The organism is Mycolicibacterium aichiense, assembly GCF_010726245.1.
In the GTDB taxonomy this organism is placed as follows: Bacteria; Actinomycetota; Actinomycetes; order Mycobacteriales; family Mycobacteriaceae; genus Mycobacterium; species Mycobacterium aichiense.
In genome coordinates this window covers 3,293,914-3,319,158 of the sequence record NZ_AP022561.1, presented here as the reverse complement: position 1 = coordinate 3,319,158, position 25,245 = coordinate 3,293,914, and the positions used below count along the sequence as shown (strand labels likewise).

Genomic DNA, 25,245 nt, shown 5'->3' with positions numbered 1-25,245 from the left:
AGGACGACGTAGACTTTTCACCGTCGAGAGGCGTTGCAACGGATGCGGCGAGTAGCTGGTATCCGCCACGCTCGGCAGAGTCAAGGACGCCTTCCGTCATGGAAGGAATGTTTGTGAGCACCCCTGAGTCGAACGGCTTCGAGCCGAACCTCCGGCCCGATGTCACCGACGAATTGACGGCCGCGCTACGCCAACGGATCGTCGTGATCGACGGGGCGATGGGCACGGCGATCCAACGCGATCGGCCCGACGAAGCCGGTTACCGCGGTGAGCGCTTCGCCGACTGGCCGAGCGATCTCGTCGGCAACAACGATCTGCTCACGCTCACCCAACCGCACATCATCTCCGGCATCCATCGCGAATACCTCGAGGCGGGTGCCGACATCCTCGAGACCAACACATTCAACGCGAACGCGGTCTCGCTCTCCGACTACGGCATGCAGGAACTGAGCTACGAGCTCAACTATGCCGGCGCGGCGCTGGCCCGCACGGCGTGCGACGAATTCAGCACGCCCGACAAGCCCCGCTACGTCGCCGGGGCGCTGGGGCCGACCACCCGGACCGCGTCGATCTCACCGGACGTCAACGACCCCGGTGCCCGCAACGTCTCCTACGACCAGTTGGTCTCCGCCTACCTCGACTCTGCCAGGGGCCTGGTCGACGGTGGCGCCGATCTGCTCATCGTCGAGACGATCTTCGACACCCTGAACGCCAAGGCCGCCATCTTCGCCATCGAGACGCTGTTCGAGGAGCGTGGCCGGCGCTGGCCGGTGATCATCTCCGGCACCATCACCGATGCGTCCGGCCGCACGTTGTCCGGTCAGACCACCGAAGCGTTCTGGAACTCCATCCGGCACGCCAAGCCGCTCGCGGTGGGGCTCAACTGTGCGCTGGGTGCGCCGGAGATGAGGCCCTATCTCGCCGAAATGTCCCGCATCGCGGACACCTTCGTGTCTTGCTACCCAAATGCCGGTCTGCCCAACGCCTTCGGCGAGTACGACGAATCGCCGAAGCGTCAGGCCGGTTACGTCGCCGATTTCGCCGACGCCGGTCTGGTCAACATGGTCGGAGGTTGCTGTGGGACGACGCCGGCCCACATCGCCGAGATCGCCAAGGTCGTCGACGGCAAGCCGCCGCGCGAGGTGCCCGAGATCGAGGTGGCCACCCGGCTTTCGGGTCTGGAGCCGCTCAACATCACCAAGGACTCGCTGTTCGTCAACATCGGTGAACGCACCAACATCACCGGCTCGGCCCGGTTCCGCAACCTGATCAAGGCCGGGGACTACGACACTGCCCTGTCGGTAGCCCTGCAGCAGGTCGAGGTGGGCGCGCAGGTCATCGACATCAACATGGACGAGGGCATGATCGACGGCATCGCCGCGATGGACCGGTTCACCAAGCTGATCGCGGCCGAGCCGGACATCAGCCGCGTTCCGGAGATGATCGACTCGTCCAAGTGGGAGGTCATTGAGGCCGGCCTGAAGAACGTGCAGGGCAAGCCGATCGTCAACTCGATCTCGATGAAGGAGGGCGAGGAGAAGTTCATCCGCGAGGCGCGACTGTGCCGCAAGTACGGCGCCGCCGTCGTGGTGATGGCCTTCGATGAGCAGGGCCAGGCCGATAACCTGGAGCGCCGCAAGGAGATCTGCGGGCGCGCCTACCGAATTCTGACCGAAGAGGTCGGCTTCCCCGCCGAGGACATCATCTTCGACCCGAACTGCTTCGCGCTGGCGACGGGTATCGAGGAGCACGCGACCTACGGCATCGACTTCATCGAGGCGTGCGCCTGGATCAAGGAGAACCTGCCCGGAGTGCACATCTCCGGCGGTATCTCGAACGTCTCGTTCTCGTTCCGGGGCAATAACCCCGTGCGCGAGGCGATTCACGCGGTGTTCCTGTTCCACGCCATCAAGGCCGGCCTGGACATGGGCATCGTCAACGCCGGTGCGCTGGTGCCCTACGACTCGATCGACCCCGAGCTGCGGGACCGCATCGAGGACGTCGTGCTCAATCGCCGCGAGGATGCGGCCGAGCGGCTGCTGGAGATCGCCGAACGGTTCAACAGCACGGAAAAGGGTGAGGACCCGAAAGCCGCGGAATGGCGCAGTCTGCCGGTGCGCGAGCGGATTACGCACGCTTTGGTCAAGGGAATCGACGCACATGTCGACGACGACACCGAGGAGCTGCGGGCTGAGATCGCCGCCGGGGGCGGTCGCCCGATCGAGGTGATCGAGGGCCCGTTGATGGACGGCATGAACGTCGTCGGTGACCTGTTCGGCTCGGGCAAGATGTTCCTGCCTCAGGTGGTGAAGTCGGCCCGGGTCATGAAAAAGGCAGTGGCATACCTGCTGCCGTTCATCGAGGAGGAGAAGGTCAGTTCCGGCGCCGCAGCCGGAAAGGACACCAACGGCACGATCATCATGGCGACCGTCAAGGGCGACGTTCACGACATCGGCAAGAACATCGTCGGGGTTGTGCTGCAGTGCAACAACTTCGAAGTCATCGACCTCGGTGTCATGGTGCCTGCCCAGAAGATCCTGGATGCGGCCAAAGAGCACGAGGCCGACATCATCGGGCTGTCCGGTCTGATCACCCCGTCGCTGGACGAGATGGCCAACTTCGCCGTCGAAATGGAACGCCAGGGTCTGCAGATCCCGCTGCTGATCGGTGGCGCCACGACCTCTCGCGCCCATACCGCCGTGAAGATCTCGCCGCGTCGCAGCGGCCCGGTGGTCTGGGTCAAGGACGCCTCCCGCTCGGTGCCCGTCGCCGCCGCGCTGCTCGACGACAAGCAGCGGCCGGCTCTGCTGGAGGCCACCGAGAAGGACTACGCATCCCTGCGCGAGCGGCACGCCCAGAAGAACGAGCGGCCGATGCTCACCCTGGAGAAGGCACGCGCCAACCGGACGCCGATCGAGTGGGACGGTTACACGCCGCCGGTGCCGGCCCAGGGCCTCGGCGTACGGGAGTTTCTCGACTACGACGTCGCCGAGCTCCGCGAATTCATCGACTGGCAGCCATTTTTCAACGCCTGGGAGATGAAGGGCCGATTCCCCGACATCTTGAACAACCCGGCTTCCGGTGAGGCTGCCCGCAAGCTGTACGACGACGCCCAGCAGATGCTCGACACCGCGATCAAGGAGAAGTGGCTGACCGCCAACGGCGTGATCGGCTTCTTCCCGGCGAACGCCGTCGGCGACGACATCGAGGTCTACACCGACGAAAGCCGCAGCCAGGTGCGCACGACCTTGCGCAACCTGCGGCAGCAGGGCGAGCACCGCGACGGCATCCCGAACCGGAGCCTCGGCGATTTCGTAGCCCCCAAAGAAACGGGTCTCCGGGACTACGTCGGAGCCTTCGCCGTCACAACGGGTCTCGGCATCCAGGACAAGATCGCGGAGTTCAAAGCCGCGATCGACGACTACAGCGCGATTCTGCTGGAGTCGATCGCCGACCGGTTGGCGGAGGCGTTCGCCGAACGCATGCATCAGCGGGTCCGCAAGGAGTTCTGGGGTTATCAGCCGGACGAGCAGCTGGACAACGACGCGCTGATCGGCGAGAAGTACGTGGGAATCCGTCCCGCGCCCGGCTACCCCGCCTGCCCGGAGCACACCGAGAAGTTGACGCTCTGGGAATTGATGGACGTCAAGGAGCGCACCGGCATCGAGTTGACCGAGTCGATGGCGATGTGGCCCGGTGCGGCGGTCAGCGGCTGGTACTTCTCGCATCCGCAGTCGCAGTACTTCGTGGTGGGCCGACTGGCCCAGGATCAGGTCGCCGACTACGCCAAGCGCAAGGGCTGGACCTTGGCCGAGGCCGAACGCTGGCTGGCGCCGAACCTTGGCTACAACCCGGAGGACTGACGCCGGAAATACAGGCCGCCCCGGAACGCAAGCAGCACAGCGACGGTCGCGGTCCAGCCGGTCTGGTGGCTGGCGCCCAGACCGCGGCCGCTGTCGCCGTCGAAGTACTCATGGAACGGGATCAGGTCGCGCCAGTGCGGGTCGGTCTGGAAGTACTCGTTGTCCCCGAACACCGCTCGCCGGCCGTTCTCGTCGCGAACCAGAAGACCGGTGAGCTGGCGGGCCAACCGGTCGGCCACCACGTGCAACGTCACCTCGTCTGCCGATCCCGCGGGATCGGGAACGCGGTAGGTATCGCCGAGGAACCGGGCGTAGGAGTTCAGCGCCTGGACGACAAGGAAATTGGTCGGCAGCCAGACCGGACCGCGCCAGTTCGAGTTGCCGCCGAACATCCGGCTACGTGATTCGGCGGGCTGATAGTCGACGACGTAGTCGGTGCCGTCGATGTGGTAGGTGTACGGGTTGTCGCGGTGGTACCGCGACAGTGACCGGATTCCGTTGGGGGACAGGAACTGCTCGGGGTCCAGGAGCCGTCGCAGGATATGCGTGAGCCGGTCCTCGTGGATGACGCCGATCATCAGGTGCGTGCCGTCACCGCCGCTCATCACCAGCTTGACGTCGTCGTCGGTGTGCTCGTAGGTCTTGGCCAGTGCCCCGAGGCAGTTCCGCAGTATCGAGGTGACTTCGGTCGCACTGGTCGGGATGGCGATCGCCGCGAACAAAGGAACGATCGCCTGGATCGAGAACACCTCCAGCGATTTGCTTGTCCCGTCGGGCATTTCGATGACGTCGTGATAGAAGTTCGTCTCGTCGTTCCAGAAGCTGACCCGGTAGGTGCCCTTCTCCAGCGAGTTGGCCACCAGCCAGGCATCCCACACCCACCGGCTGAACATGTCGGTGTAACTCGGGTCCGTCTGGGACAGTTCGATCGCCATCTCCAACAGATGGAAGATCAGCGCCGCCATCCACGCGGTGCCGTCGACCTGGGCGAGCTCCCCGCCGGTGGGCAGCGGCTCGTCGCGGTCGAACACCCCGATGTTGTCCATGCCGAGGAACCCGCCGCCGAACACACCGCGGTTGGTCTCGTCCTTCTGATTGAGCCACCACATCGCGTTGAGGGTGGCTGACCGGTATGCGGTGGCCAGGAAATCGAAGTCCCCGACCCCGCTGCGAAGCTGATCGAGTTGGTAGACCTGCCAGGCCGCCCACGCATGTACCGGGGGGTTGGTGTCACCGAACTTCCATTCGTAGGCCGGGATCTGGCCGTGCGGATGTTGTGCGGTCGACCCGTGCAGCACCAGTACCTGCGCCTTGGCGAAGTCGGGATCGATGAGCGCCATCGCGACACAATGGAAGGCCAAGTCCCAGGCGGCGAACCACGGGTACTCCCACGCGTCGGGCATCAGGATGACATCGCTGATCGCGAAGTGCTGCCAATCGTGGTTGCGCGCGCTCCAGCGTTCGCGTGGCGGTGGCGGCTGGTCCGGGTCCCCTTTGAGCCAGCGCCGCACCGCGTAGTTGTAGAACTGTTTGCACCACAACAGCCCGGCGAAGGCCTGCCGCTGGACCAGCCGTTCGTCGTCGCTCAGATCCGGTGCCGCGACCTGGTGATAGAACTCGTCGGCCTCCCGTCTGCGGTCCGCCAGCACGGCATCGGCGTACTCGGGTGTGCGAACGGTATCCGTGGTCGCGAAACACACTGTGACGATGCAGCTTTCGCCGGGTTGCACAGTGGTTGCGACGATCGCGGCGACCTTGCTGCCCTCGGCGGGTCGACGGCTCCGCCGATGCCGTCGACCAGGTAATCGTTGATGCCGTCCTTGGTGGTGGCCGATGCGTTGGGCGAGGAGAACAGCAGGCGGTTGTTGGTCTCGTTCTCGCAGAAGACCAGTCGCGGAGTCTCCCCGCAGGAGCTGGTCACCGTGTACCACCGCTGCCCGAGCTTGGGATGCGAGGTGCGCGCCGCGCCGTCGCCGCAGGCGGTGATCCGTGGCCGGTCCTGGTTCGGATCCCAGGACCAGGTGTTGCGGTACCACAGCTGCGGAAGCACGTGGATCGGCGCGGCGTCCGGTCCGCGGTTGGTCACCGTGATGCGGCAGACGACGTCCTCCGGCCCATCTTTGGCGTAGACCACCTCGACGTCGAAATAGCGCTGCTGCAGCCATTGTTCACGCAACGCCTCGAACAGTTCGTACTCGTCGTCGTCGGGTCCGCGCTGCTGATTCGTGCGCAGCAGATCGTCGTAGGGGAATGCGGCCTGCGGGTATTTGTAGACCAGGGACGCATAAGCGTGGGTGGGCAGGTTGTCGGTGTAGAACCAGTAGTCCTTGACGTCCTCGCCGTGGTTGCCCTCTTCGTTGGCCACCCCGTAGGGCCGTTCCTTGAGGATGCGGTCGCGGCCGTTCCACAGCGCGACGCCCAGGCAGATGGTCTGCTCGTCGTCGCACCAGCCGGCCAGGCCGTCGTCGCTCCAGCGGTACGCCCGGCTGCGGGCGTGGTCGAACGGAAAGTAGGCCCAGGCATCGCCGTCGGCGCTGTAGTCCTCTCGCACGCTGCCCCATGCGCGCTCGCTGAGGTATGTTCCCCAGCGGCGCCATGGCGCCACCCCGGCCTGCGCCTCGTCGATGCGGGTCTGCTCGGCCGTGCTCACTGGTGCGCTGGCAGCCAGGGCTGACGCCAAGCGGGGTATCCGGCAACCAGCGCGTCGGCTCCCGGCGGTCCCCACGAACCCGGCTGGTAGATCTGCACCGGCGGTGGTGATTCCAGCAATGGCTCGACGATCCGCCAGGTCTCCTCCACGCCGTCTTCCCGGATGAACTGGCTCGAGTCGCCGTGCATGGCGTCTCCGAGTAGTCGCTCGTACGGTTCGGGAGCTGCGGCCATTTCGTCGGCGAACACCAGGCAGAGGTTGACGGCGCGGCTGGCGTCGACGCCGGATTCTTTGGCCTGGAGCACCAGGTCGACGCCGGGGTTGGGGTCGATCCGGAAGATCAGCTCGTTCTGCTCGTCGATCTTGGGCAGGAACGGCAGTTCCGGCGGCCGCTTGAAAATCACCCGAATCTCGGTGGCGCGCACCGGAAGAGCCTTGCCGGCCCGGATGAAGAACGGCACGCCCGACCAGCGCCAGTTGTCGATGTGGAGCTTCAATGCGGTGAACGTCTCGGTCTGCGAATTGGGCGCGACACCATCGATCTCGAGGTATCCGGCGTACTGGCCGCGCACATAGTGCTCGGGGTCGGCGGGACGGATGGACTTGAACAGCTCGACCCGCTTGTCCCGGAACCCGTCTGGGCCACCGCTGGACGGCTCGGAGGCGATCAGCCCGATCAACTGCAACAGATGGTTCTGCACGACGTCGCGCAATGCCCCGACCGGATCGTAGAAGTGGCCGCGATCCTCCACGCCGAAGTTCTCCGCCATGGTGATCTGCACGGCCTCGATCCGGTCGCGGTTCCACAGCGGCTCGATGATCGAGTTCGAGAACCGGATATAGCGGATGTCCATCGCCGGTTCTTTGCCGAGGAAGTGGTCGATGCGATAGATCTGCCACTCCTGCAGATGGGCACTCAACTGATCATTGAGGGCCTTCGCGGACGAAAGGTCGTGTCCGAACGGCTTTTCCACCACGACCCGGGCGTTGTCGGTCAGGCCGGCACCGGCGAGGCCGTCCACCACACGCCCGAACAGCGACGGCGGGATCTCCAAATAGAAGACCGGATTGCTGCGTCCCTTGATGGCCTCGGCCACCTTGCCGTAGGTCGCCGCATCGGCGAAGTCGCCGGACACCATCGACAGCCGGGCCGCGAATCGGGCGAACACCTGGTCGTCCACCGCCTCACCGGTGGCCTCGATCGCGGCGCGGGCGTGTTCACGCAGGGTGTCGGCGGACCAGTCGTCCAGCGCGACTCCGACAATCGGGCACGTGAGCAGGCCGCGCCGTTCCAAGCGGTACAGCGACCGGAACGTCATCTTCCTGGCCAAGTCGCCGGTGATGCCGAAGATCACCAAAACATCTGCGGCAGTTCCACTTCGGTCGGACATCACTTCTTCTCCGCGTGGCCGCCGAATTCGCTGCGCATCGCCGAGCAGATCTGGTCGGTGAACTCGCCGAGCCGGCGGGACTGGAAGCGCTCATACAGGGCGGTGGTGATGACCGGAGCGGGGATACCTTCGTCCACCGCGGCCAGCACCGTCCACCGTCCCTCCCCGGAATCCGATACCCGCCCGGAGAACTGGTCGAGGTCGGGCGAGGCGGCGAATGCGTCCGCGATCAGGTCCACCAGCCAGGATCCGACCACCGATCCGCGACGCCAGACTTCGGCGACTTCGCCGACGTTGATGTCGTACTGATAGGCCCACGGGTCACGCAGCGGAGTGGTCTCGGCGTCGACCTGTCGATCCACTGTGCCAGCGTTGGCGTGCTTGATGATGCTCAGTCCTTCGGCGATCGCGGCCATCATCCCGTACTCGACACCGTTGTGAACCATCTTGACGAAGTGCCCGGCGCCGTTGGGCCCGCAGTGCAGGTAGCCCTCGGGAGCGGTCCCGGTGGCATCCGCAGGCCTGCTCGGGGTGGGCTCCGCTGTGCCGATCCCCGGCGCGATGGTCGTGAAGATCGGATCGAGGCGTTCCACCACATCGGTCTCGCCGCCGATCATCAGGCAGTAGCCGCGGTCCAAACCCCACACACCGCCGCTGGTGCCGCAATCGACGTAATGCAGACCACTTTCGGCGAGCTTCTTCGCCCGGGTGATGTCGTCCCGGTAGTACGAGTTGCCGCCGTCGATCACGGTGTCACCGGGCGAGAGCAGCGGAATCAGAGCGTCGAGAGTCTGCTCGACGATCGCGGCGGGCAGCATCAGCCAGATCGCCCGGGGGCTGTCGAGTTGTGCGACGAAGTCCTCGAGGCTGGCCGCTCCGGTGGCGCCTTCGCCTTCCAGTTCGCTGACCGCGGCGGGGTTCACGTCATACACGACGCACGTGTGTCCGCCCCGCATCAACCGGCGAACCAGGTTCGCGCCCATCCGTCCCAAGCCGACCATGCCGAGTTGCATGACGCCACCCTAGTGATCCGTCGCAGCAAACTCGCCGGATTCGAAGTCATGGCCTGGTACATGGCACAATCGTGGGCGTGCGAGCGGTGTTATGGGACATGGACGGCACTCTCGTCGACTCCGAAAAGCTCTGGGATGTCGCGATCAACGAGCTGTACACCCGCCACGGCCGGGTCTTGTCACCGGAGGTTCGTGACGCCACGGTGGGCGGCTCGGCCGACGGGGTGATCCGGATTGTGTTCGCCGACCTGGGTCTGGACCCGCATCCGGGGCACATGGCCGAGGTCGCCGACTGGATGCACGAGTACGTCGGGGAACTGTTTTCGACCGGCCTGCCGTGGTGTCCGGGCGCCCGGGAACTGCTCGACGCGCTGCGCGCCGAGGACGTGCCGATGGCGTTGGTGACCAACACGCGCCGGGATCTGACCGAGAACGCACTGAACAGCATTGGCAGGCACTACTTTTCGGCCACGGTGTGCGGTGACGAGGTACCCGAGGGCAAACCCGCGCCCGACATCTACCTGCGTGCGGCCGATCTGCTCGGGCTCGCCGCGGGCGAGTGTCTGGCAATCGAGGACTCGGTCACCGGCACCGCCGCCGCCGAGGACGCCGGATGCCCGGTGCTCGTGGTGCCCAACGAAGTCGACGTGCCCGCCACCCCTGGCCGACAGCACGTTTCGTCGCTCGCCGGGGTGGGCATCCCGCAGCTGCGAAAGATCTACACGGACCTGCGGCTGGGGCTCGGCGAACGCTCGGCGTGAACGGCTGACCGATATCGGCGTGGTGCGGCTGCGACTGTGCAATCGTAGTTGCCACCAGATTTCGCAGTGCTGCGGAAAGGACGCCTCATGGCTGGCCAAGGACCCACCAGCGACTCACCGACAGGACTCGAGGACGAAGACTTCTCCTCGGGTGGCACTGCCGTTCGGATAGCCTCGGTAGCCGCCCTGGGCGGCCTGCTGTTCGGCTACGACAGCGCTGTGATCAACGGTGCGGTCGACTCGATCCAGGAAGACTTCGGCATCGGTAACGCCGAGCTCGGCTTCGCCGTCGCATCGGCATTGCTCGGCGCCGCGGCCGGAGCTATGTCCGCGGGCCGGATCGCAGATCGCATCGGCCGCATCTCGGTGATGAAGATCGCGGCGGTGTTCTTCCTCATCAGCGCCATCGGCACCGGGCTGGCGCCCAATGTGACGACGGTCGTGATCTTCCGGATCGTCGGCGGGATCGGCGTCGGCATCGCCTCGGTGATCGCGCCGGCGTACATCGCCGAGACCTCCCCGCCGCGCATCCGCGGCCGGCTCGGCTCACTGCAACAGCTGGCCATCGTCTCGGGCATCTTCCTGTCGTTCGTCGTGAACTGGCTCCTCCAGCACGCCGCAGGCGGCCCGAACAAGGAACTGTGGCTGCACCTCGACGCCTGGCGGTGGATGTTCCTGGCGATGGTGATCCCCGCGGTTCTGTACGGCGCGCTGGCGTTCACCATCCCCGAGTCGCCGCGGTATCTGGTGGCCAGCCACAAGATCCCCGAGGCTCGCCGAGTGCTGAGCATGCTGCTGGGTGAGAAGAACCTGGAGATCACCATCAGCCGCATCCGCGAGACGCTGGAGCGGGAGGACAAGCCCTCCTGGCGCGATCTGCGCAAGCCGAGCGGCGGCCTGTACGGCATCGTCTGGGTTGGCTTGGGACTGTCGATCTTCCAACAGTTCGTCGGCATCAACGTGATCTTCTACTACTCGAATGTGCTGTGGCAGGCGGTGGGCTTCGACGCCGACCAGTCGGCCATCTACACCGTGATCACCTCGGTGGTGAACGTCGCGACCACCCTGATCGCCATCGCCCTGATCGACAAGATCGGCCGAAAGCCGCTGTTGTTGATCGGCTCGTCCGGCATGGCCGTCACCCTCATCACGATGGCCGTCATCTTCGCCAACGCGACTCTGGTGGACGGAAAGCCGAACCTGCCGGGTGCGTCCGGGGTCATCGCGCTGATTGCCGCGAACCTCTTCGTGGTGGCCTTCGGCATGTCCTGGGGCCCGGTTGTCTGGGTCCTGCTCGGCGAGATGTTCCCGAACCGCATCCGTGCGGCCGCCCTCGGCCTGGCCGCGGCGGGACAGTGGGCGGCGAACTGGTTGATCACGGTCACGTTCCCCGGCCTGCGCGAACACCTGGGCCTGGCGTACGGGTTCTACGGGCTGTGCGCGATCCTGTCGGGGCTGTTCGTGTGGAAGTGGGTCATGGAAACCAAGGGCGTCTCGCTCGAGGACATGCACGCCGAAGTCCTGCACGAGGACAAGCCTGCGCGCTCCGGCTAGCCGAGGTCACGGGACGTCGGTGTACTGCCAGTTCGCCCCGGTGTTGGAAAAGGTGAAGCCTTTGCCGCTCTGCTCGCTCACGCACGAGATGCCGGTCTGCTGCTGAACATTGCAGCGAAATCCGGCGGCCGCGAGAATTTTGTTGAACGGCAACGTCTTCGGCGCGCCCGATGGCTGGGTGAATTGGTCGGTCGGGACCGAGGCGAACTGGGGATCCCCTTGCGTGGACACCGTGATCGAGTTGGGTGCCATGCTCTGCCCGTCGGCGTCGGTCACCGTATCAGGCGCACCGGTCACGCCGATGCGTCCGGACCCCGAGCTCGACTGGCACCCGGCCCAGGTACGGGGGACGATCACGCAGCGCCAGCTGCCGCTCGGGCTGGTGAAGTAGTAGCCCGATCGGACGTCGTCGGTCCTGGTGTAGAAGTCGAACGCATTGACCAGTTTGTCATTGCTGGGACGTGCTGAACTAGTGGCAGCCGGTGGCGGATCCGTTTGCTCGCTGGTCTCTTTGGTGGTGACGATCGGGTTGGAGCAGCCGGCCAGCGCCACGGCGGCGGCGCACAGGACGAACAGTGGCCGGGATCCTCGCACGAGATGCCAGCCTAGTGGCCGACCGGAAACCGCCGTGACGGCGGCTGCACCCGCATGGAACAATCGCAGGCCGTGAAGACCTTCGAGGAACTGTTCGCCGAACTGGGGGAGCGGGCCCGCACCCGACCGGCGGGCAGCGCCACCGTCGCCGCGCTGGACGCAGGTGTGCACACCCTCGGCAAGAAGATCCTCGAAGAGGCCGGCGAGGTATGGCTGGCCGCCGAGCACGAATCCGACGAGGCGCTGGCCGAGGAGATCAGCCAGTTGTTCTACTGGGCGCAGGTGATGATGGTCGCCCGTGGCCTGACCCTCGACGACATCTACTCCAAGCTCTAGGTGGCTGACATGCTGCGCGTTGCCGTCCCCAACAAGGGCGCACTGTCCGAGTCCGCTGCCGAGATCCTCTCGGAAGCCGGCTACCGGCGGCGCACCGACCCCAAGGACCTCACTGTCATCGACCCGGCCAACGGCGTCGAGTTCTTCTTCCTGCGGCCCAAGGACATCGCGATCTACGTCGGCTCCGGGCAGCTCGACTTCGGGATCACCGGCCGTGATCTGGCTGCCGAGTCCGACGCCCCGGTGACCGAGCGGCTGGCCTTGGGCTTCGGCTCATCCAGCTTCCGCTACGCCGCACCGGCCGGGCGGGAATGGACAGTCGCCGACCTGGCGGGCAAGCGGATCGCCACCGCGTACCCCAACCTGGTCCGAAAAGACTTGGCGAACAAGGGAATCGAGGCCACCGTCATTCGCCTCGACGGGGCGGTGGAGATCTCGATCCAACTCGGCGTCGCCGACGCGATCGCCGACGTGGTCGGTTCGGGCCGGACCCTGAGGCTGCATGATCTGGTGGCTTTCGGTGAGACACTGTGCGATTCGGAAGCGGTGCTGATCGAACAGGCCGGCAATGGCGACGGCCCCAACCGGGCCGCGTGCGACCAGTTGGCGGCCCGCGTCCAGGGTGTGGTGTTCGGCCAGCAGTATCTGATGCTCGACTACGACTGCCCGCGTTCGGTGCTCGACCGTGCCACCGAGGTCACCCCCGGCCTGGAGTCGCCCACCATCGCGCCGCTGGCAGACCCGGACTGGGTGGCGGTGCGTGCCCTGGTCCCGCGTCGCGACGTGAACGCGATCATGGACGAGCTTGCCGCCATCGGGGCCAAGGCGATTCTGGCCTCTGACATCAGGTTCTGCCGCTTCTGAGGTTGGCCCGGCCGGGCGGGCGGCTGCGTGTTAGCGTCCCTTTAGTTGCCACCGGCCCGAAGGACCGCCATGACGCACGTACTCGTTCTGTTGCTGGCCCTACTGATCGGCGTGGTCGCCGGACTGCGCGCGATGACCGCGCCGGCGGTCGTGGCGTGGGGCGCTTTTCTCGGGTGGATCGACGTCACGGACAAATGGTCCTCATGGGTGGGCAGTTGGATCACGGTGGCCGTGCTGACGGTCCTGCTGTTGGTCGAACTCGTCACCGATCAGCTGCCGAAGACGCCCAGCCGCAAGAGCACCGCGCAATTTCTGACCCGCCTGCTCACCGGTGCGTTCGCGGGCGCGGTGATCGGCAGCGCGTTCTTTCACACGTTCAGTTCCCTCGGGGCCGGCATCATCGGCGCCGTTCTCGGCACCCTCGGCGGCTACGAAGCACGCTCACGGCTGGTGGCAGCCAACGGCGGCCGTGATCTGCCGGTGGCGATCGGCGAGGACGTGATCGCAGTGAGCGGTGGCTTCCTGGTTGCGTATCTGGTCAGCCTGCTGTGACCGCCCACTTCGACGCGATCATCGTCGGCGCCGGACAGGCCGGCCCGCCGTTGGCCGGACGATTGACGGATGCCGGTCAGACCGTCGCGGTGATCGAACGCAAACTCGTCGGCGGAACGTGCGTCAACTCCGGCTGCATACCGACCAAGACCCTGGTCGCCAGTGCGCATACCGCCCACACCGCGCGGCGCGGTGCCGACTACGGGGTGTCCACCGGTGACGTGTCGGTCGACATGGCAAAAGTGAAGGCGCGCAAGGACGGAATCGTGCTGGGCGACCGCAGTGGCGTCGAGTCCTGGATCGAGGGCATGCCGGGCTGCACGCTGATTCGAGGACATGCCCGCTTCGAGGACCCGCATACCATCCGCGTCGGGGACGAGGTCCTGACAGCCGAGCGGATCTTCCTCAACGTCGGAGGCCGGGCGGTGGTGCCGGAGCTGCCGGGCCTCGCCGACATCGACTACCTGACCAATGTCGGCATCCTGGAGCTCGACACGATTCCCGACCACCTCGTGATCGTCGGCGGCAGCTACATCGGGCTGGAGTTCGCCCAGATGTACCGCCGGTTCGGCGCTCGGGTCACCGTGCTCGAACGGGGGCCCAGGCTCACGCCGCGCGAGGACGAGGATATCTCCGCGGCCATCGAGGACATCCTCACCGCCGAGGGCATCGCCGTCGTCACCGGCGCATCCGATCTGCGTTTCACCAAGCGGGACAACGGTTTCGAGGTGACTCCGTACGATGGGGCGAAGCCCATCGCCGGCTCACACCTACTGGTGGCCGTTGGCCGCCAACCCAACACCGACGACCTCGGCCTGGACCGGGCCGGTGTCGAGGTCGACGGTCGCGGCTACATCGTCGTCGACGACCAACTACGAACCAGTGCCGAGCACATCTGGGCGATGGGGGACTGTAACGGCAAGGGGGCCTTCACCCACACCTCCTACAACGACTTCGAGATCGTCGCGGCCAACCTCCTCGACGACGATCCGCGCCGGGTCAGCGACCGGGTGCCGACCTACGCCCTTTACATCGACCCGCCGCTGGGCCGGGCCGGCATGACCGTCGAGCAGGTGCGTAAGTCCGGCCGTCGGGCCCTGGTCGGGCGGCGTCCGATGACCAGAGTCGGCCGCGCGGTGGAAAAGGGTGAGACGCAAGGTTTCATGCAGATCGTCGTCGATGCCGACACCGAGGAGATCCTCGGGGCGGCGGTCCTCGGGGTCGGCGGCGACGAGGTCATCCATTCGATCCTCGACATCATGTCCGCCAAGAAGCCCTACACGGCGATCTCGCGCACCATGCACATCCACCCGACCGTCAGCGAGTTGGTGCCGACCATGCTGCAGGAGATGGAACCGCTTACTTAGCGGCAGGTCTCCGCTTGCTCCCGGCAACACCTTTGGCTGCAGTGTGTTTCGCGCCCGTCGCGGTGGCCGGCGGGGTGGCGGCAGCGCCGCCCGCTTTGACTCCGTTGATGTTGAAGCCGGGTCCGGACTTCAGCAGGAACTGGTTGCTGGTGAACAACGCCCCGGCGATTGCCACCGGGCCGTTGCCCGCCTGAACCTTGTTGTTCGAGCCCAGCACACTGAAGACGGAATTGGCCGTGCCTTGGGGCGTTGTCGTGACGAACGCGTTGTACGTCCCGAGATTGGTCGCGCTGCTGAGCGTGCCGAACGCGTGGACAAAGCTCTGGTCGCCGGTGTTGAAGGCGGCGTTGCCGGTGCCGAAACTCAGCACTTCCGACCCGCCACCGAACAGGTTCACCGCGACGTTGGCGACGCCAAGGGCTTCGGCGTTGGAGCTTCCGATGGAGACCGCGAGATTCAGCACCTCCGTCTCCGCGGCGCCGGCGTGGGTGTCGGCGTTCGGCCCCGCCGATAACGCCAGGCCCAGACTGGTGGCGACCGCTTTGCTGCCATTGCCCAGCGCCGTCGCCGATCCGAACCAGCCGAACGCGCCGGCGAAGGCCCCGTCGCCGAGGGCGAGTGCGGCGCCGAGGCCGCCCTCGGCGCGTGCTGAGGCCCCCGACCCGAGCGCGATCGCAATCGTGGTCGGACTGCTGGTGCACTGCGCACTGTTGCCGAAGCCGAACACCGACGCGCAGCTGGCCTCCGCTGTCCCGCAGCCGAGCCCCATGGCCATGGTTCCGGCGGTCAATGCGCCGAGTGCGATCGAGAAGTAGCGGTTCATGACCTGGGACCTTATTGGCCGGATGCATCATGAACTGACGTATCCGTAAAATTTCTGCCCTTCTGGGTTGGGCGCCGCTCTGGCATGCTGTGGGGCATGACTGAGCCGCAGTTCGGAGGCACCGAGGGCGCACCGCCGCCCAACTACCAGGCCCCGCCGAATTACCAGGCCCCGCCGAATTACCCGATGCCGCCGCAGTATCCGGGCCCGGGTGGCTACGTGGACCCCTCGGCACCGTTCGGCCGCCATCCGGTCACCGGCGAGCCCCTGTCGGACAAATCCAAGATCGTCGCCGGGTTGCTGCAGCTGCTCGGATTGTTCGGCCTGGTGGGGATCGGGCGCATCTACCTCGGCTACACCGGACTGGGTATCGCCCAGCTGCTCGTCGGCCTCGTCACCTGCGGCATCGGCGCGGTCATCTGGGGGATCATCGACGGCGTCATGATCCTGACCGACAAGGTGCGCGACCCGCAGGGACGTCCCCTGCGTGATGGGTAGCGTCGACCACCGTCGCAGAACCCGGCTCTACACCGGGGTCGCTACCGGTGCCCTGGGGATCGGTGCGCTCACCTACGTCGGCATTGCCGACCCGCACCGGCCCGGCTCACTGTTTCCGCCGTGCCCGTTCCGGTTGCTCACCGGCTGGAACTGTCCGGCGTGCGGTGGCCTGCGGATGACACATGACCTGCTGCACGGCGACGTCGCAGCAGCGGTCGTCGACAACGTGTTCCTGCTGGTCGGTCTGCCCTTGCTGGCGGTCTGGGTGATCTGGCGGATCCAGCGAGGGGAACGGGCGTTTCCGCTGTCGGCGATCAGCGTGATCGCCGTCGCGGCGATCAGCTGGACGGTCATCCGGAACCTGCCCGGCTTCCCGCTGGTGCCCACACTTATTGGGCAGTGATGCCCACACCGCGCTGATACACTCAGTGCTGAAATTCATCGGGCCGGTGCAGTCCCAGACATCACACGTCAGACTGCGGTAAGGCCAATCACCACGCGCATCGCGCACACCAGCTTTCCGCCGCATGACCGACCGCGGAGGAGCGTGGAATGCTGTTCTCGGCACTTCCCGAAGCGCAGGGTCTCTACGACCCCCGGCACGAGTCCGACTCGTGCGGTGTGGCGATGGTGGCCGACATCCAGGGCCGACGGTCACACCAGATCGTCGCCGACGGGCTGACGGCGCTCGAACACCTCGAACACCGCGGTGCCGCCGGTGCAGAACCCAACAGCGGAGACGGCGCCGGAATCCTGCTGCAATTGCCGGTCGAGTTACTTTCCGCCGTCGCCGAATTCGACCTTCCCGCGCCAACGGTGAACGGCTGCAACACCTTTGCCGCAGGCATCTGCTTTCTGCCGATGGATCCGGCCGCTAGGCAAGCCGCGATCGGCCGGGTCGAGGCCATCGCCGAGGAGGAGGGCCTCGAGGTCCTCGGGTGGCGCGCCGTGCCGGTCGACCCTGACGGCGCCGAAGTCGGCGCCACCGCGCTGGGCTGCATGCCGCACATGTCGATGCTGTTCGTCGCAGCTCCCGAACGAAACGGTCACCGGGCCGGCGGGATCGACCTCGACCGCCTGGTCTACCCGCTGCGCAAGCGCGCCGAGCAGGGGCCCGACAGCGTCTACTTCCCGTCGCTGTCCAGCCGCACGATCGCCTACAAGGGCATGCTCACCACAATGCAGCTGCCGCAATACTTTCCCGATCTGCGCGACGACCGGTGCCGCAGCGCGATCGCGATCGTGCACAGCCGCTTCTCCACCAACACGTTTCCGTCCTGGCCGCTGGCGCATCCATTCCGGTTCGTGGCGCACAACGGTGAAATCAACACCGTGCGGGGCAACCGCAACCGGATGCACGCCCGGGAAGCGATGCTGGCCAGCGCCATGATTCCCGGTGACCTGAGCCGGCTTTCACCGATCTGCACTCCCGATGCGTCGGATTCCGCGTCCTTCGACCAGGTGCTCGAGCTGCTGCACCTCGGCGGCCGCAGTCTGCCGCACGCCGTGATGATGATGATCCCCGAGGCGTGGGAGAACAACACCACTCTTGCTCCGGCCCGCCGGGCGTTCTGTCAGTACCACGCATCGCTGATGGAGCCGTGGGACGGACCGGCCTGCGTGACGTTCACCGACGGCACACTTGTGGGAGCGGTCCTGGACCGCAACGGCTTACGGCCCGGCCGGTGGTGGCGCACCATCGACGACCGGGTGATCCTGGCCAGTGAAAGCGGCGTGCTGGACATCCCGCCGGGCGAAGTGGTGGCCAAAGGGCGGTTGGAGCCGGGCAAGATGTTCCTGATCGACACCGCCGCCGGGCGCATCGTGAGCGACGACGAGATCAAGGGTGAGCTCGCCGCCGAGGCGCCGTACGCCGAATGGCTGCACGCCGGTCTGCTGGACCTGGCGACCCTGCCGGCCCGGACCCGGGTCTCGCCGAACCACGAATCGGTGGTGCGGCGCCAGGTCGCCTTCGGCTACACCGAAGAAGACCTGCGGATCATGCTCACCCCGATGGCCGCCTCCGGCCAGGAACCGCTCGGATCGATGGGCACCGACACCCCGGTCGCCGTTCTGTCCCAGCGCCCCAAGCTGATCTACGACTACTTCGTCGAACTGTTCGCCCAGGTGACGAACCCGCCGCTGGACGCCATCCGCGAGGAGATCGTCACCTCGATGGCGCGTGTCATGGGCCCCGAACAGAACCTGCTCGAGCCGACGGCCGCCTCCTGCCGCCAGATCCTGCTGCACTGGCCGGTTCTGGACAACGACGAGCTGAACCGGATCGTCCACATCAACGACGACGGGGAGCAGCCCGGCCTCAAGTCCGCCGTGCTGCGGTCGCTCTACGACGTCGAGCGCGGCGGCGACGGCCTGGCCGAGGCCATCGAGGAGCTGCGTCACCGCGCATCCGACGCGATCGCCAAAGGCGCACGCACCCTGGTCATCTCCGACCGCGACTCCGACCACACCCGGGCACCGATCCCGTCACTGCTGGCGGTCGCCGCGGTGCACCACCACCTGGTCCGGACCAAGCAGCGCACCATGGTCGCGCTGGTGGTGGAAAGCGGTGACGCCCGCGAGGTCCACCACATCGCGCTGCTGATCGGGTACGGGGCCGCCGCGGTCAACCCGTATCTGGCGTTCGAGTCGATCGAGGACCTGATCCGCGAAGGCGAACTCACCGGCATCGACCCGGGCACCGCCGTGCGCAACTACCTCAAGGCGCTCGGTAAGGGCGTCATGAAGGTGATGAGCAAGATGGGCATCTCGACCGTCGGGTCCTACACGGGCGCACAGGCTTTCGAAGCCATCGGTCTGTCCAAGGATGTGGTCGACGAATACCTCACCGGCACAGTCAGCCAACTCGGCGGCGTCGGACTCGACGTGCTGGCCGACGAGGTCAAGTCGCGGCATCGTCGCGCCTACCCGGAGAATCCCACCGAGCGGGTGCATCGCCGCCTCGATATCGGCGGCGAATACCAGTTCCGTCGCGAGGGAGAACTGCACCTGTTCACCCCGGAAACGGTCTTCCTGCTTCAGCATTCGACCCGAACCGGACAGGGCGAGGTGTTCGCCAAGTACTCCGCGGAGGTCAACCGGCTGTCCCGCGAGGGCGGTACGCTGCGCGGCCTGTTCGGCTTCAAGAAGGGGCTGCGGCCGCCGGTTCCGCTGACCGAGGTGGAGTCCGTCGAGGCCATCTGCAGCCGCTTCAACACCGGCGCCATGAGCTACGGCTCGATCTCACAGGAAGCCCACGAGACCATGGCCATCGCCATGAACAACCTCGGCGGGCGTTCCAACAGCGGTGAAGGCGGCGAAGACGAAGACCGGCTCTACGACCCTCGCCGGCGCAGTGCGGTCAAACAGGTGGCGTCCGGCAGGTTCGGTGTCACCAGTGACTATTTGGTCAACGCGACCGACATTCAGATCAAGATGGCCCAGGGCGCCAAGCCCGGCGAGGGTGGGCAGCTGCCCGGCTTCAAGGTGTATCCGAACATCGCCAAGACCCGGCACTCCACTCCTGGCGTGGGTTTGATCTCGCCCCCACCGCACCACGACATCTACTCCATCGAGGATCTGGCGCAGCTGATCCACGACCTCAAAAACGCCAACTCCCAAGCCCGGATCCACGTGAAGCTGGTCAGTTCGGTCGGGGTCGGCACGGTGGCGGCCGGGGTGTCCAAGGCGCACGCCGACGTCGTGCTGATCTCCGGATACGATGGCGGCACCGGCGCGGCGCCGCTGACCAGCCTCAAGCATGCCGGGGCGCCGTGGGAGATCGGCCTGGCCGACACCCAGCAGACGTTGGTGCTCAACGGGCTTCGCGATCGCATCACCGTGCAGTGTGACGGCGGTCTGCGCACCGCCCGCGACGTCATGGTCGCCGCCCTGCTCGGCGCCGAGGAATTCGGCTTCTCCACCGCGCCCTTGGTGGTGGCCGGGTGCATCATGATGCGGGTCTGCCACCTCGACACCTGCCCGGTCGGGGTCGCCACCCAAAACCCGGAACTGCGAGCACGTTTCAACGGCAAGCCGGAGTTCGTCGAGAACTTCTTCCGGTTCATCGCCGAAGACGTCCGGGTGATGCTGGCCGAGTTGGGCTTCCGCAGTATCGACGAGGCCGTCGGCCACGCGGAGGTGCTCGACACCGATCACGGGGTGGCGCACTGGAAGACCAAGGGCCTTGACCTGAGCCCGATCTTCGCGGTGCCCACCGATGCGCACGGCGGTGCGTTGCCGCAGCGACGGCGGCTGCGGGATCAGGAACACGGCCTCGAGCATGCTCTGGACCAGACGCTGGTTGCGCTGGCCGAGGGCGCGCTGGAGGACGCCCACCCGGTGCGGCTGGAACTGCCGGTCCGCAACGTCAACCGCACGGTCGGCACCCTGCTGGGTTCGGAGGTCACCCGGCGCTACGGTGCCCAGGGCCTGCCGGATGACACCATCCACATCACGCTCACCGGCTCAGCCGGTCAGTCCATCGGCGCGTTCCTGCCGCCCGGTATCACCCTCGACCTGATCGGGGACGCCAACGACTATGTGGGCAAAGGCCTTTCCGGTGGCCGGGTGATCGTCCGGCCGCCCGACGATGTCCTGTTCCTGCCGGAGGACAACGTGATCGCAGGCAACACCCTGCTGTACGGGGCGACCTCGGGAGAGGTGTATCTGCGCGGCCGGGTCGGGGAGCGGTTCGCCGCCCGCAACTCCGGTGCGCTCGCGGTGACCGAAGGGGTCGGGGACCACGCCTGCGAGTACATGACCGGTGGCCGCGTCGTCGTGCTGGGCCGCACCGGGCGCAACATGGCGGCGGGAATGTCCGGCGGCATCGCCTATGTGCTGGGTCTTGACCCGGCCATGGTCAACACGGCGATGGTCGAGTTGCACGCCCCGGACCCCGACGACCTGGAATGGCTGCACGACGTCGTGGCTCGCCATGCCCGGTACACCGGCAGCACGCTGGCCCGCTCGGTGCTCTCGGACTGGCCCAGGCGCAGCGCACAATTCACCAAGATCATGCCCACCGACTACCGGAAGGTGCTCGAGGCCACCCGGATGGCCAAGGCGGAGGGGCGTGACGTGGACACCGCGATCATGGAGGCGACACGTGGCTGATCCCACCGGATTTCTGAAGGTTCCGAAGATCGAGGCCGCCAAGCGGACCGTCGACGAGCGGATCGGGGACTGGCGCGAGGTGTACGAGCGTCAGAATCCCCAGGAACGCGCCGCTGAGGTGGCGCAGCAGGCCCGCCGCTGCATGGACTGCGGAATCCCGTTCTGCCACTCCGGAACTGCGGGGTGTCCACTGGGCAACCTGATTCCGGAATGGAACGACCTGGTCCGCCGCGGCCGCTGGGATGCCGCAAGCGAACGTCTGCACGCCACCAACAATTTCCCGGAGTTCACCGGCCGCCTGTGCCCGGCGCCGTGTGAAGCGGCCTGTGTGCTGTCCATCGCCGAGGACCAGACCGGCGGCAGCGTGACGATCAAGCGGATCGAGAACACCATCGCCGACCAAGCCTGGCGGATGGGCATCGTCGAGGCGCAGCCCGCCGCGATCGGCACCGGCCGCAACGTCGCGATCGTCGGGTCCGGACCCGCGGGACTGGCCGCAGCCCAGCAGCTGACCCGCGCCGGTCACCACGTCACCGTCTACGAGCGCGACGACCGCCTTGGCGGTCTGCTGCGCTATGGAATCCCCGAGTACAAGCTGGAGAAGGCCACGCTGAACCAGCGGTTGGCCCAGATGCGCGCCGAGGGAACGCGTTTCGTCACCGAATGCGAAGTCGGCGTGGATGTCTCGGTCGAGGAGCTGCGCAACCGGTTTGACGCCGTCGTGCTGGCCGTCGGCGCGTTGCGCGGTCGCGACACCGACGTCGAGGGCCGTCATCTGGCGGGCGTTCACCTGGCGATGGAGCATCTGGTCCCGGCCAACCGGGAGTGCGAGGGAGATGGGCCGTCGCCGCTGTCCGCCAAGGACAAGCATGTGGTGATCATCGGCGGCGGTGACACCGGAGCCGACTGTCTGGGCACCGCACACCGCCAGGCCGCGGCATCGGTGACCCAGCTGGACTACAACCCGCAACCCCCGGATGTCCGCAACGACGAGCTGACCCCGTGGCCCACCTGGCCGCTGGTGCTGCGCACGTCGCCTGCGCATGCCGAGGGCGGCACCGTCCACTATCAGGTCGCGGTGCAGCGGTTCGTCGGTGACGCCGAGGGCAATCTGCGCGCACTGGAGATCGCCGAGGTGAAGGTCGAGCGGATCGACGGCCGGCGGGTCATCACACCGGTCGGGGAGGCCATGGAGATCCCGTGTGATCTGGCGCTGCTGGCGATCGGCTTCGAAGGCGTCGAACACATGACACTTCTCGACGACCTCGGCATCGCGCTCAGCCCGCGCGGGGTCATCAGCTGTGGATCGGACTGGCAGACCGACGCGCCCGGCGTGTTTGTTTGCGGCGACGCCCACCGCGGCGCCTCGCTGGTGGTGTGGGCGATCGCCGAGGGGCGCGCCGCCGCTCACGCGGTTGATGCGTATCTCATGGGTGAGTCGGATCTCCCGGAGCCGGTACGGCCGCACCAATTGCCATTGGCCGTCGGTTGAGTGAATAGCGTGCCGCCGCCATCTGTATCGGTCGAGATGCCCATGAACCGCGACTATGCTGAGTCGTCGTGAGTAGACGCGGGAAGATTGTCTGTACGCTCGGCCCAGCCACCAGCACCGATGAGTCGGTGAGAGCTTTGGTCGACGCCGGCATGGATGTGGCCCGCCTGAACTTCAGCCACGGTGACTATGTCGACCATGAGGCGGCCTACAAGCGGGTTCGCCAGGCCTCCGATGTGACCGGGCGTGCCGTCGGGATCCTCGCTGACCTGCAGGGGCCCAAGATCAGGCTGGGCCGGTTCGCCGACGGTCCGACGTATTGGGCCAACGGTGAGACGGTGCGGATCACCGTCGAGCACTTCGAGGGCAACCACGACCGGGTGTCGACCACCTACAAGAACCTCGCCAGGGATGCCCAGCCGGGTGACCGGCTGTTGGTGGACGACGGCAAAGTCGCCCTGGTCGTCGAACACATCGACGGCGACGACGTGGTCTGCATGGTCACCGAGGGCGGCCCGGTCAGCAACAACAAAGGCCTGTCACTGCCCGGCATGAACGTGTCGGTGCCTGCGCTGTCCGAGAAGGACATCGAGGATCTCGAGTTCGCACTGCGCCTGGGCGTGGATCTGGTGGCGCTGTCGTTCGTGCGGTCACCGGCCGATGTCGAGCTGGTGCACGAGGTGATGGACCGGGTCGGCCGTCGCGTCCCGGTGATCGCGAAGCTGGAAAAACCCGAAGCGATCGACAATCTCGAAGCGATCGTGCTGGCCTTCGACGCGGTCATGGTGGCCCGCGGTGACCTCGGCGTCGAGCTGCCGCTCGAAGAGGTCCCGCTGGTGCAGAAGCGGGCCATCCAGATGGCCCGCGAGAACGCCAAGCCGGTGATCGTGGCCACCCAGATGCTCGAGTCGATGATCGAGAACTCCCGGCCCACCCGGGCCGAGGCCTCCGACGTCGCCAACGCCGTGCTGGACGGCGCCGACGCGGTCATGCTGTCCGGGGAGACCTCGGTCGGCAAGTACCCGCTCGAGGCGGTGCGGACCATGGCTCGCATCATCGGTGCCGTCGAGGAGAACTCGACGGCGGCGCCGCCGCTGACCCACGTCCCGCGCACCAAGCGGGGCGTCATCTCCTATGCCGCTCGCGACATCGGTGAGCGCCTCGACGCCAAGGCTCTGGTCGCCTTCACCCAGTCCGGGGACACCGTGCGGCGGCTGGCCCGGCTGCACACCCCGCTGCCACTGCTGGCGTTCACCGCGCTGCCGGAGGTGCGCAGTCAGCTCGCCCTGACCTGGGGCACGGAGACGTTCATCGTCGGGCACATGGAAACCACCGACGACATGATCCGCGAGGTGGACCGCTCGATGCTGGAGCTGGGCCGGTACAAGCGCGGTGACCTCGTGATCATCGTCGCAGGTGCTCCGCCGGGCACAGTAGGCTCGACAAACCTGATCCATGTCCACCGGATCGGGGAGGACGACCACTAGGGAGAGAACTCTTGGCCAACGCGGACCTCGACGAGCTGCTGGCCATTCTCGATCTCTCCCCAGTCGGCGACGACGTGTTCCTCGGTGCACATCCGCACAAGAACCCGCCGCGCACCTTCGGCGGGCAGCTGATGGCCCAGGCTTTTGTGGCGGCCACCCGGACCCTTCGTCACCAGATCGCGCCGAGTGCGCTGTCGGTGCATTTCATCGCCGGCGGCGATCCGGAGTCCGACATCGAATTCCACGTCGTGCGGCTGCGCGACGAGCGGCGGTTCGCCAACCGGCGAGTCGACGCCGTGCAGAACGGCACGCTTCTGGCCACCGCGCTGGTGTCCTACCTGTCGGCGGGCAGCGGCCTGGAACACAACACCCCGATGCCCGACCTGCCCGCGCCGGAGACGCTGCCCACGATCGACGAGCTGCTTGTCGGGTACGAGAAGGTGGTGCCCGGATTCGTCGCGGCGCTGCGCCCGATCGAGTGGCGTTACACCAACGACCCGTCGTGGATCATGCGCGAGAAGAACGCCATGCTGACCGCAAATCAGGTGTGGCTGAAGGCTGATGGCGCGATGCCGGACGACCCGACTCTGCACACCGCCGCGATGATCTATTCGTCCGACACCACGATCCTGGACTCGATCATCACCACCCACGGTCTGTCCTGGGGCTGGGACCGCATCTTCGCGGTCACGGTCAACCATTCGCTGTGGTTCCACCGGCAGGTCGACTTCTCCGAGTGGGTGCTCTATTCGACGAACTCGCCGGTGGCCGCGGAGTCCCGCGGCCTGGGCACCGGCCACTTCTTCAACCCGACCGGAGAGGTGGTGGCCACCGTCACCCAGGAGGGCATCGTCAAGCACTTCCCCGGAAACGCCTGATAGACGG

The 25,245-nt window shown here is 66.5% G+C and carries 19 protein-coding genes; 13 read left to right on the top strand and 6 right to left on the bottom strand.

The genetic code is table 11. From position 1 onward, the window contains the following. Positions 1-113: 113 nt before the first annotated feature. Entirely contained in the window at positions 114-3,863 is a 3,750-nt protein-coding gene (gene metH, locus G6N32_RS16100; protein ID WP_419538668.1) for a methionine synthase, read from the top strand. On the opposite strand, the gene G6N32_RS28640 is transcribed toward metH, so the two are convergent. The 4 genes from G6N32_RS28640 to gnd are packed head-to-tail and all read right to left on the bottom strand — an operon-like array spanning position 3,845 to position 8,917. Next, positions 3,845-5,563, bottom strand: a complete 1,719-nt coding sequence (locus G6N32_RS28640; RefSeq protein ID WP_197935723.1) for an MGH1-like glycoside hydrolase domain-containing protein — start codon at positions 5,561-5,563, stop codon at positions 3,845-3,847. The two genes, metH and G6N32_RS28640, sit on opposite strands and share 19 nt — an antisense overlap. Continuing rightward, complete coding sequence (locus G6N32_RS28635; protein ID WP_197935721.1) at positions 5,449-6,513, bottom strand: hypothetical protein; 1,065 nt, start codon at positions 6,511-6,513, stop codon at positions 5,449-5,451. Before G6N32_RS28635 ends, G6N32_RS28640 begins: the two co-directional genes overlap by 115 nt. Continuing rightward, a complete protein-coding gene (gene zwf / locus G6N32_RS16090; RefSeq protein WP_115320443.1) occupies positions 6,510-7,904 on the bottom strand; it encodes a glucose-6-phosphate dehydrogenase in 1,395 nt (464 codons plus the stop codon). Before zwf ends, G6N32_RS28635 begins: the two co-directional genes overlap by 4 nt. Beyond that, positions 7,904-8,917, bottom strand: a complete 1,014-nt coding sequence (gnd, locus tag G6N32_RS16085; RefSeq protein ID WP_115320442.1) for a phosphogluconate dehydrogenase (NAD(+)-dependent, decarboxylating) — start codon at positions 8,915-8,917, stop codon at positions 7,904-7,906. The genes zwf and gnd overlap by 1 nt, the downstream gene beginning before the upstream one ends. 77 nt (positions 8,918-8,994) lie before the next feature. On the opposite strand from gnd, the gene G6N32_RS16080 reads away from it, so the two are divergent. Together G6N32_RS16080 and G6N32_RS16075 are read left to right on the top strand one after the other, a co-directional pair. After that, on the top strand, positions 8,995-9,678 hold the full coding sequence (locus G6N32_RS16080) for an HAD family hydrolase (RefSeq protein WP_115321275.1): 684 nt from the start codon (positions 8,995-8,997) through the stop codon (positions 9,676-9,678). 87 nt (positions 9,679-9,765) lie between these two features. Next, positions 9,766-11,232, top strand: a complete 1,467-nt coding sequence (locus G6N32_RS16075; protein WP_115320441.1) for a sugar porter family MFS transporter — start codon at positions 9,766-9,768, stop codon at positions 11,230-11,232. A gap of 6 nt (positions 11,233-11,238) precedes the next feature. On the opposite strand, the gene G6N32_RS16070 is transcribed toward G6N32_RS16075, so the two are convergent. Beyond that, a complete protein-coding gene (locus G6N32_RS16070) occupies positions 11,239-11,826 on the bottom strand; it encodes a hypothetical protein (protein WP_115320440.1) in 588 nt (195 codons plus the stop codon). A 54-nt stretch (positions 11,827-11,880) separates the two neighbouring features. Between G6N32_RS16070 and G6N32_RS16065 the strand changes: the two genes are divergently transcribed. From G6N32_RS16065 to G6N32_RS16050, 4 genes are all read left to right on the top strand, one after another. Beyond that, entirely contained in the window at positions 11,881-12,162 is a 282-nt protein-coding gene (locus G6N32_RS16065) for a phosphoribosyl-ATP diphosphatase (RefSeq protein WP_115320439.1), read from the top strand. A gap of 9 nt (positions 12,163-12,171) precedes the next feature. Beyond that, positions 12,172-13,026 (top strand): ATP phosphoribosyltransferase, encoded by an 855-nt coding sequence (gene hisG / locus G6N32_RS16060; RefSeq protein ID WP_115321274.1) that lies wholly within the window; start codon positions 12,172-12,174, stop codon positions 13,024-13,026. A gap of 69 nt (positions 13,027-13,095) precedes the next feature. Beyond that, positions 13,096-13,578, top strand: a complete 483-nt coding sequence (locus G6N32_RS16055) for a DUF4126 family protein (protein WP_115320438.1) — start codon at positions 13,096-13,098, stop codon at positions 13,576-13,578. Beyond that, positions 13,575-14,945 (top strand): FAD-containing oxidoreductase, encoded by a 1,371-nt coding sequence (locus G6N32_RS16050; protein ID WP_115320437.1) that lies wholly within the window; start codon positions 13,575-13,577, stop codon positions 14,943-14,945. Before G6N32_RS16055 ends, G6N32_RS16050 begins: the two co-directional genes overlap by 4 nt. Here the strand turns inward: G6N32_RS16050 and G6N32_RS16045 are convergent. Beyond that, a complete protein-coding gene (locus tag G6N32_RS16045; RefSeq protein WP_115320436.1) occupies positions 14,938-15,768 on the bottom strand; it encodes a hypothetical protein in 831 nt (276 codons plus the stop codon). The genes G6N32_RS16050 and G6N32_RS16045 overlap by 8 nt on opposite strands. A gap of 84 nt (positions 15,769-15,852) precedes the next feature. Here G6N32_RS16045 and G6N32_RS16040 point away from each other — a divergent pair, with 84 nt between their 5' ends. The 6 genes from G6N32_RS16040 (at position 15,853) to G6N32_RS16015 (ending at position 25,238) form a co-directional block, all read left to right on the top strand. After that, the gene (locus G6N32_RS16040; RefSeq protein WP_115320435.1) at positions 15,853-16,266 is read left to right on the top strand and encodes an NINE protein; all 414 of its coding nucleotides are present in this window, start codon (positions 15,853-15,855) and stop codon (positions 16,264-16,266) included. Beyond that, the gene (locus G6N32_RS16035) at positions 16,259-16,669 is read left to right on the top strand and encodes a DUF2752 domain-containing protein (RefSeq protein WP_115320434.1); all 411 of its coding nucleotides are present in this window, start codon (positions 16,259-16,261) and stop codon (positions 16,667-16,669) included. The genes G6N32_RS16040 and G6N32_RS16035 overlap by 8 nt, the downstream gene beginning before the upstream one ends. Positions 16,670-16,818: 149 nt before the next feature. Continuing rightward, positions 16,819-21,381 carry a glutamate synthase large subunit gene (gene gltB / locus G6N32_RS16030; protein ID WP_115320433.1) on the top strand — a complete coding sequence of 1,521 codons (4,563 nt, stop codon included), beginning with the start codon at positions 16,819-16,821 and terminating at the stop codon, positions 21,379-21,381. Next, on the top strand, positions 21,374-22,873 hold the full coding sequence (locus G6N32_RS16025) for a glutamate synthase subunit beta (RefSeq protein ID WP_115320432.1): 1,500 nt from the start codon (positions 21,374-21,376) through the stop codon (positions 22,871-22,873). Before gltB ends, G6N32_RS16025 begins: the two co-directional genes overlap by 8 nt. A gap of 68 nt (positions 22,874-22,941) precedes the next feature. After that, the gene (gene pyk / locus G6N32_RS16020; protein ID WP_115320431.1) at positions 22,942-24,360 is read left to right on the top strand and encodes a pyruvate kinase; all 1,419 of its coding nucleotides are present in this window, start codon (positions 22,942-22,944) and stop codon (positions 24,358-24,360) included. Positions 24,361-24,371: 11 nt separating this feature from the next. After that, positions 24,372-25,238 (top strand): acyl-CoA thioesterase, encoded by an 867-nt coding sequence (locus tag G6N32_RS16015; protein ID WP_115320430.1) that lies wholly within the window; start codon positions 24,372-24,374, stop codon positions 25,236-25,238. Positions 25,239-25,245 lie beyond the last annotated feature (7 nt).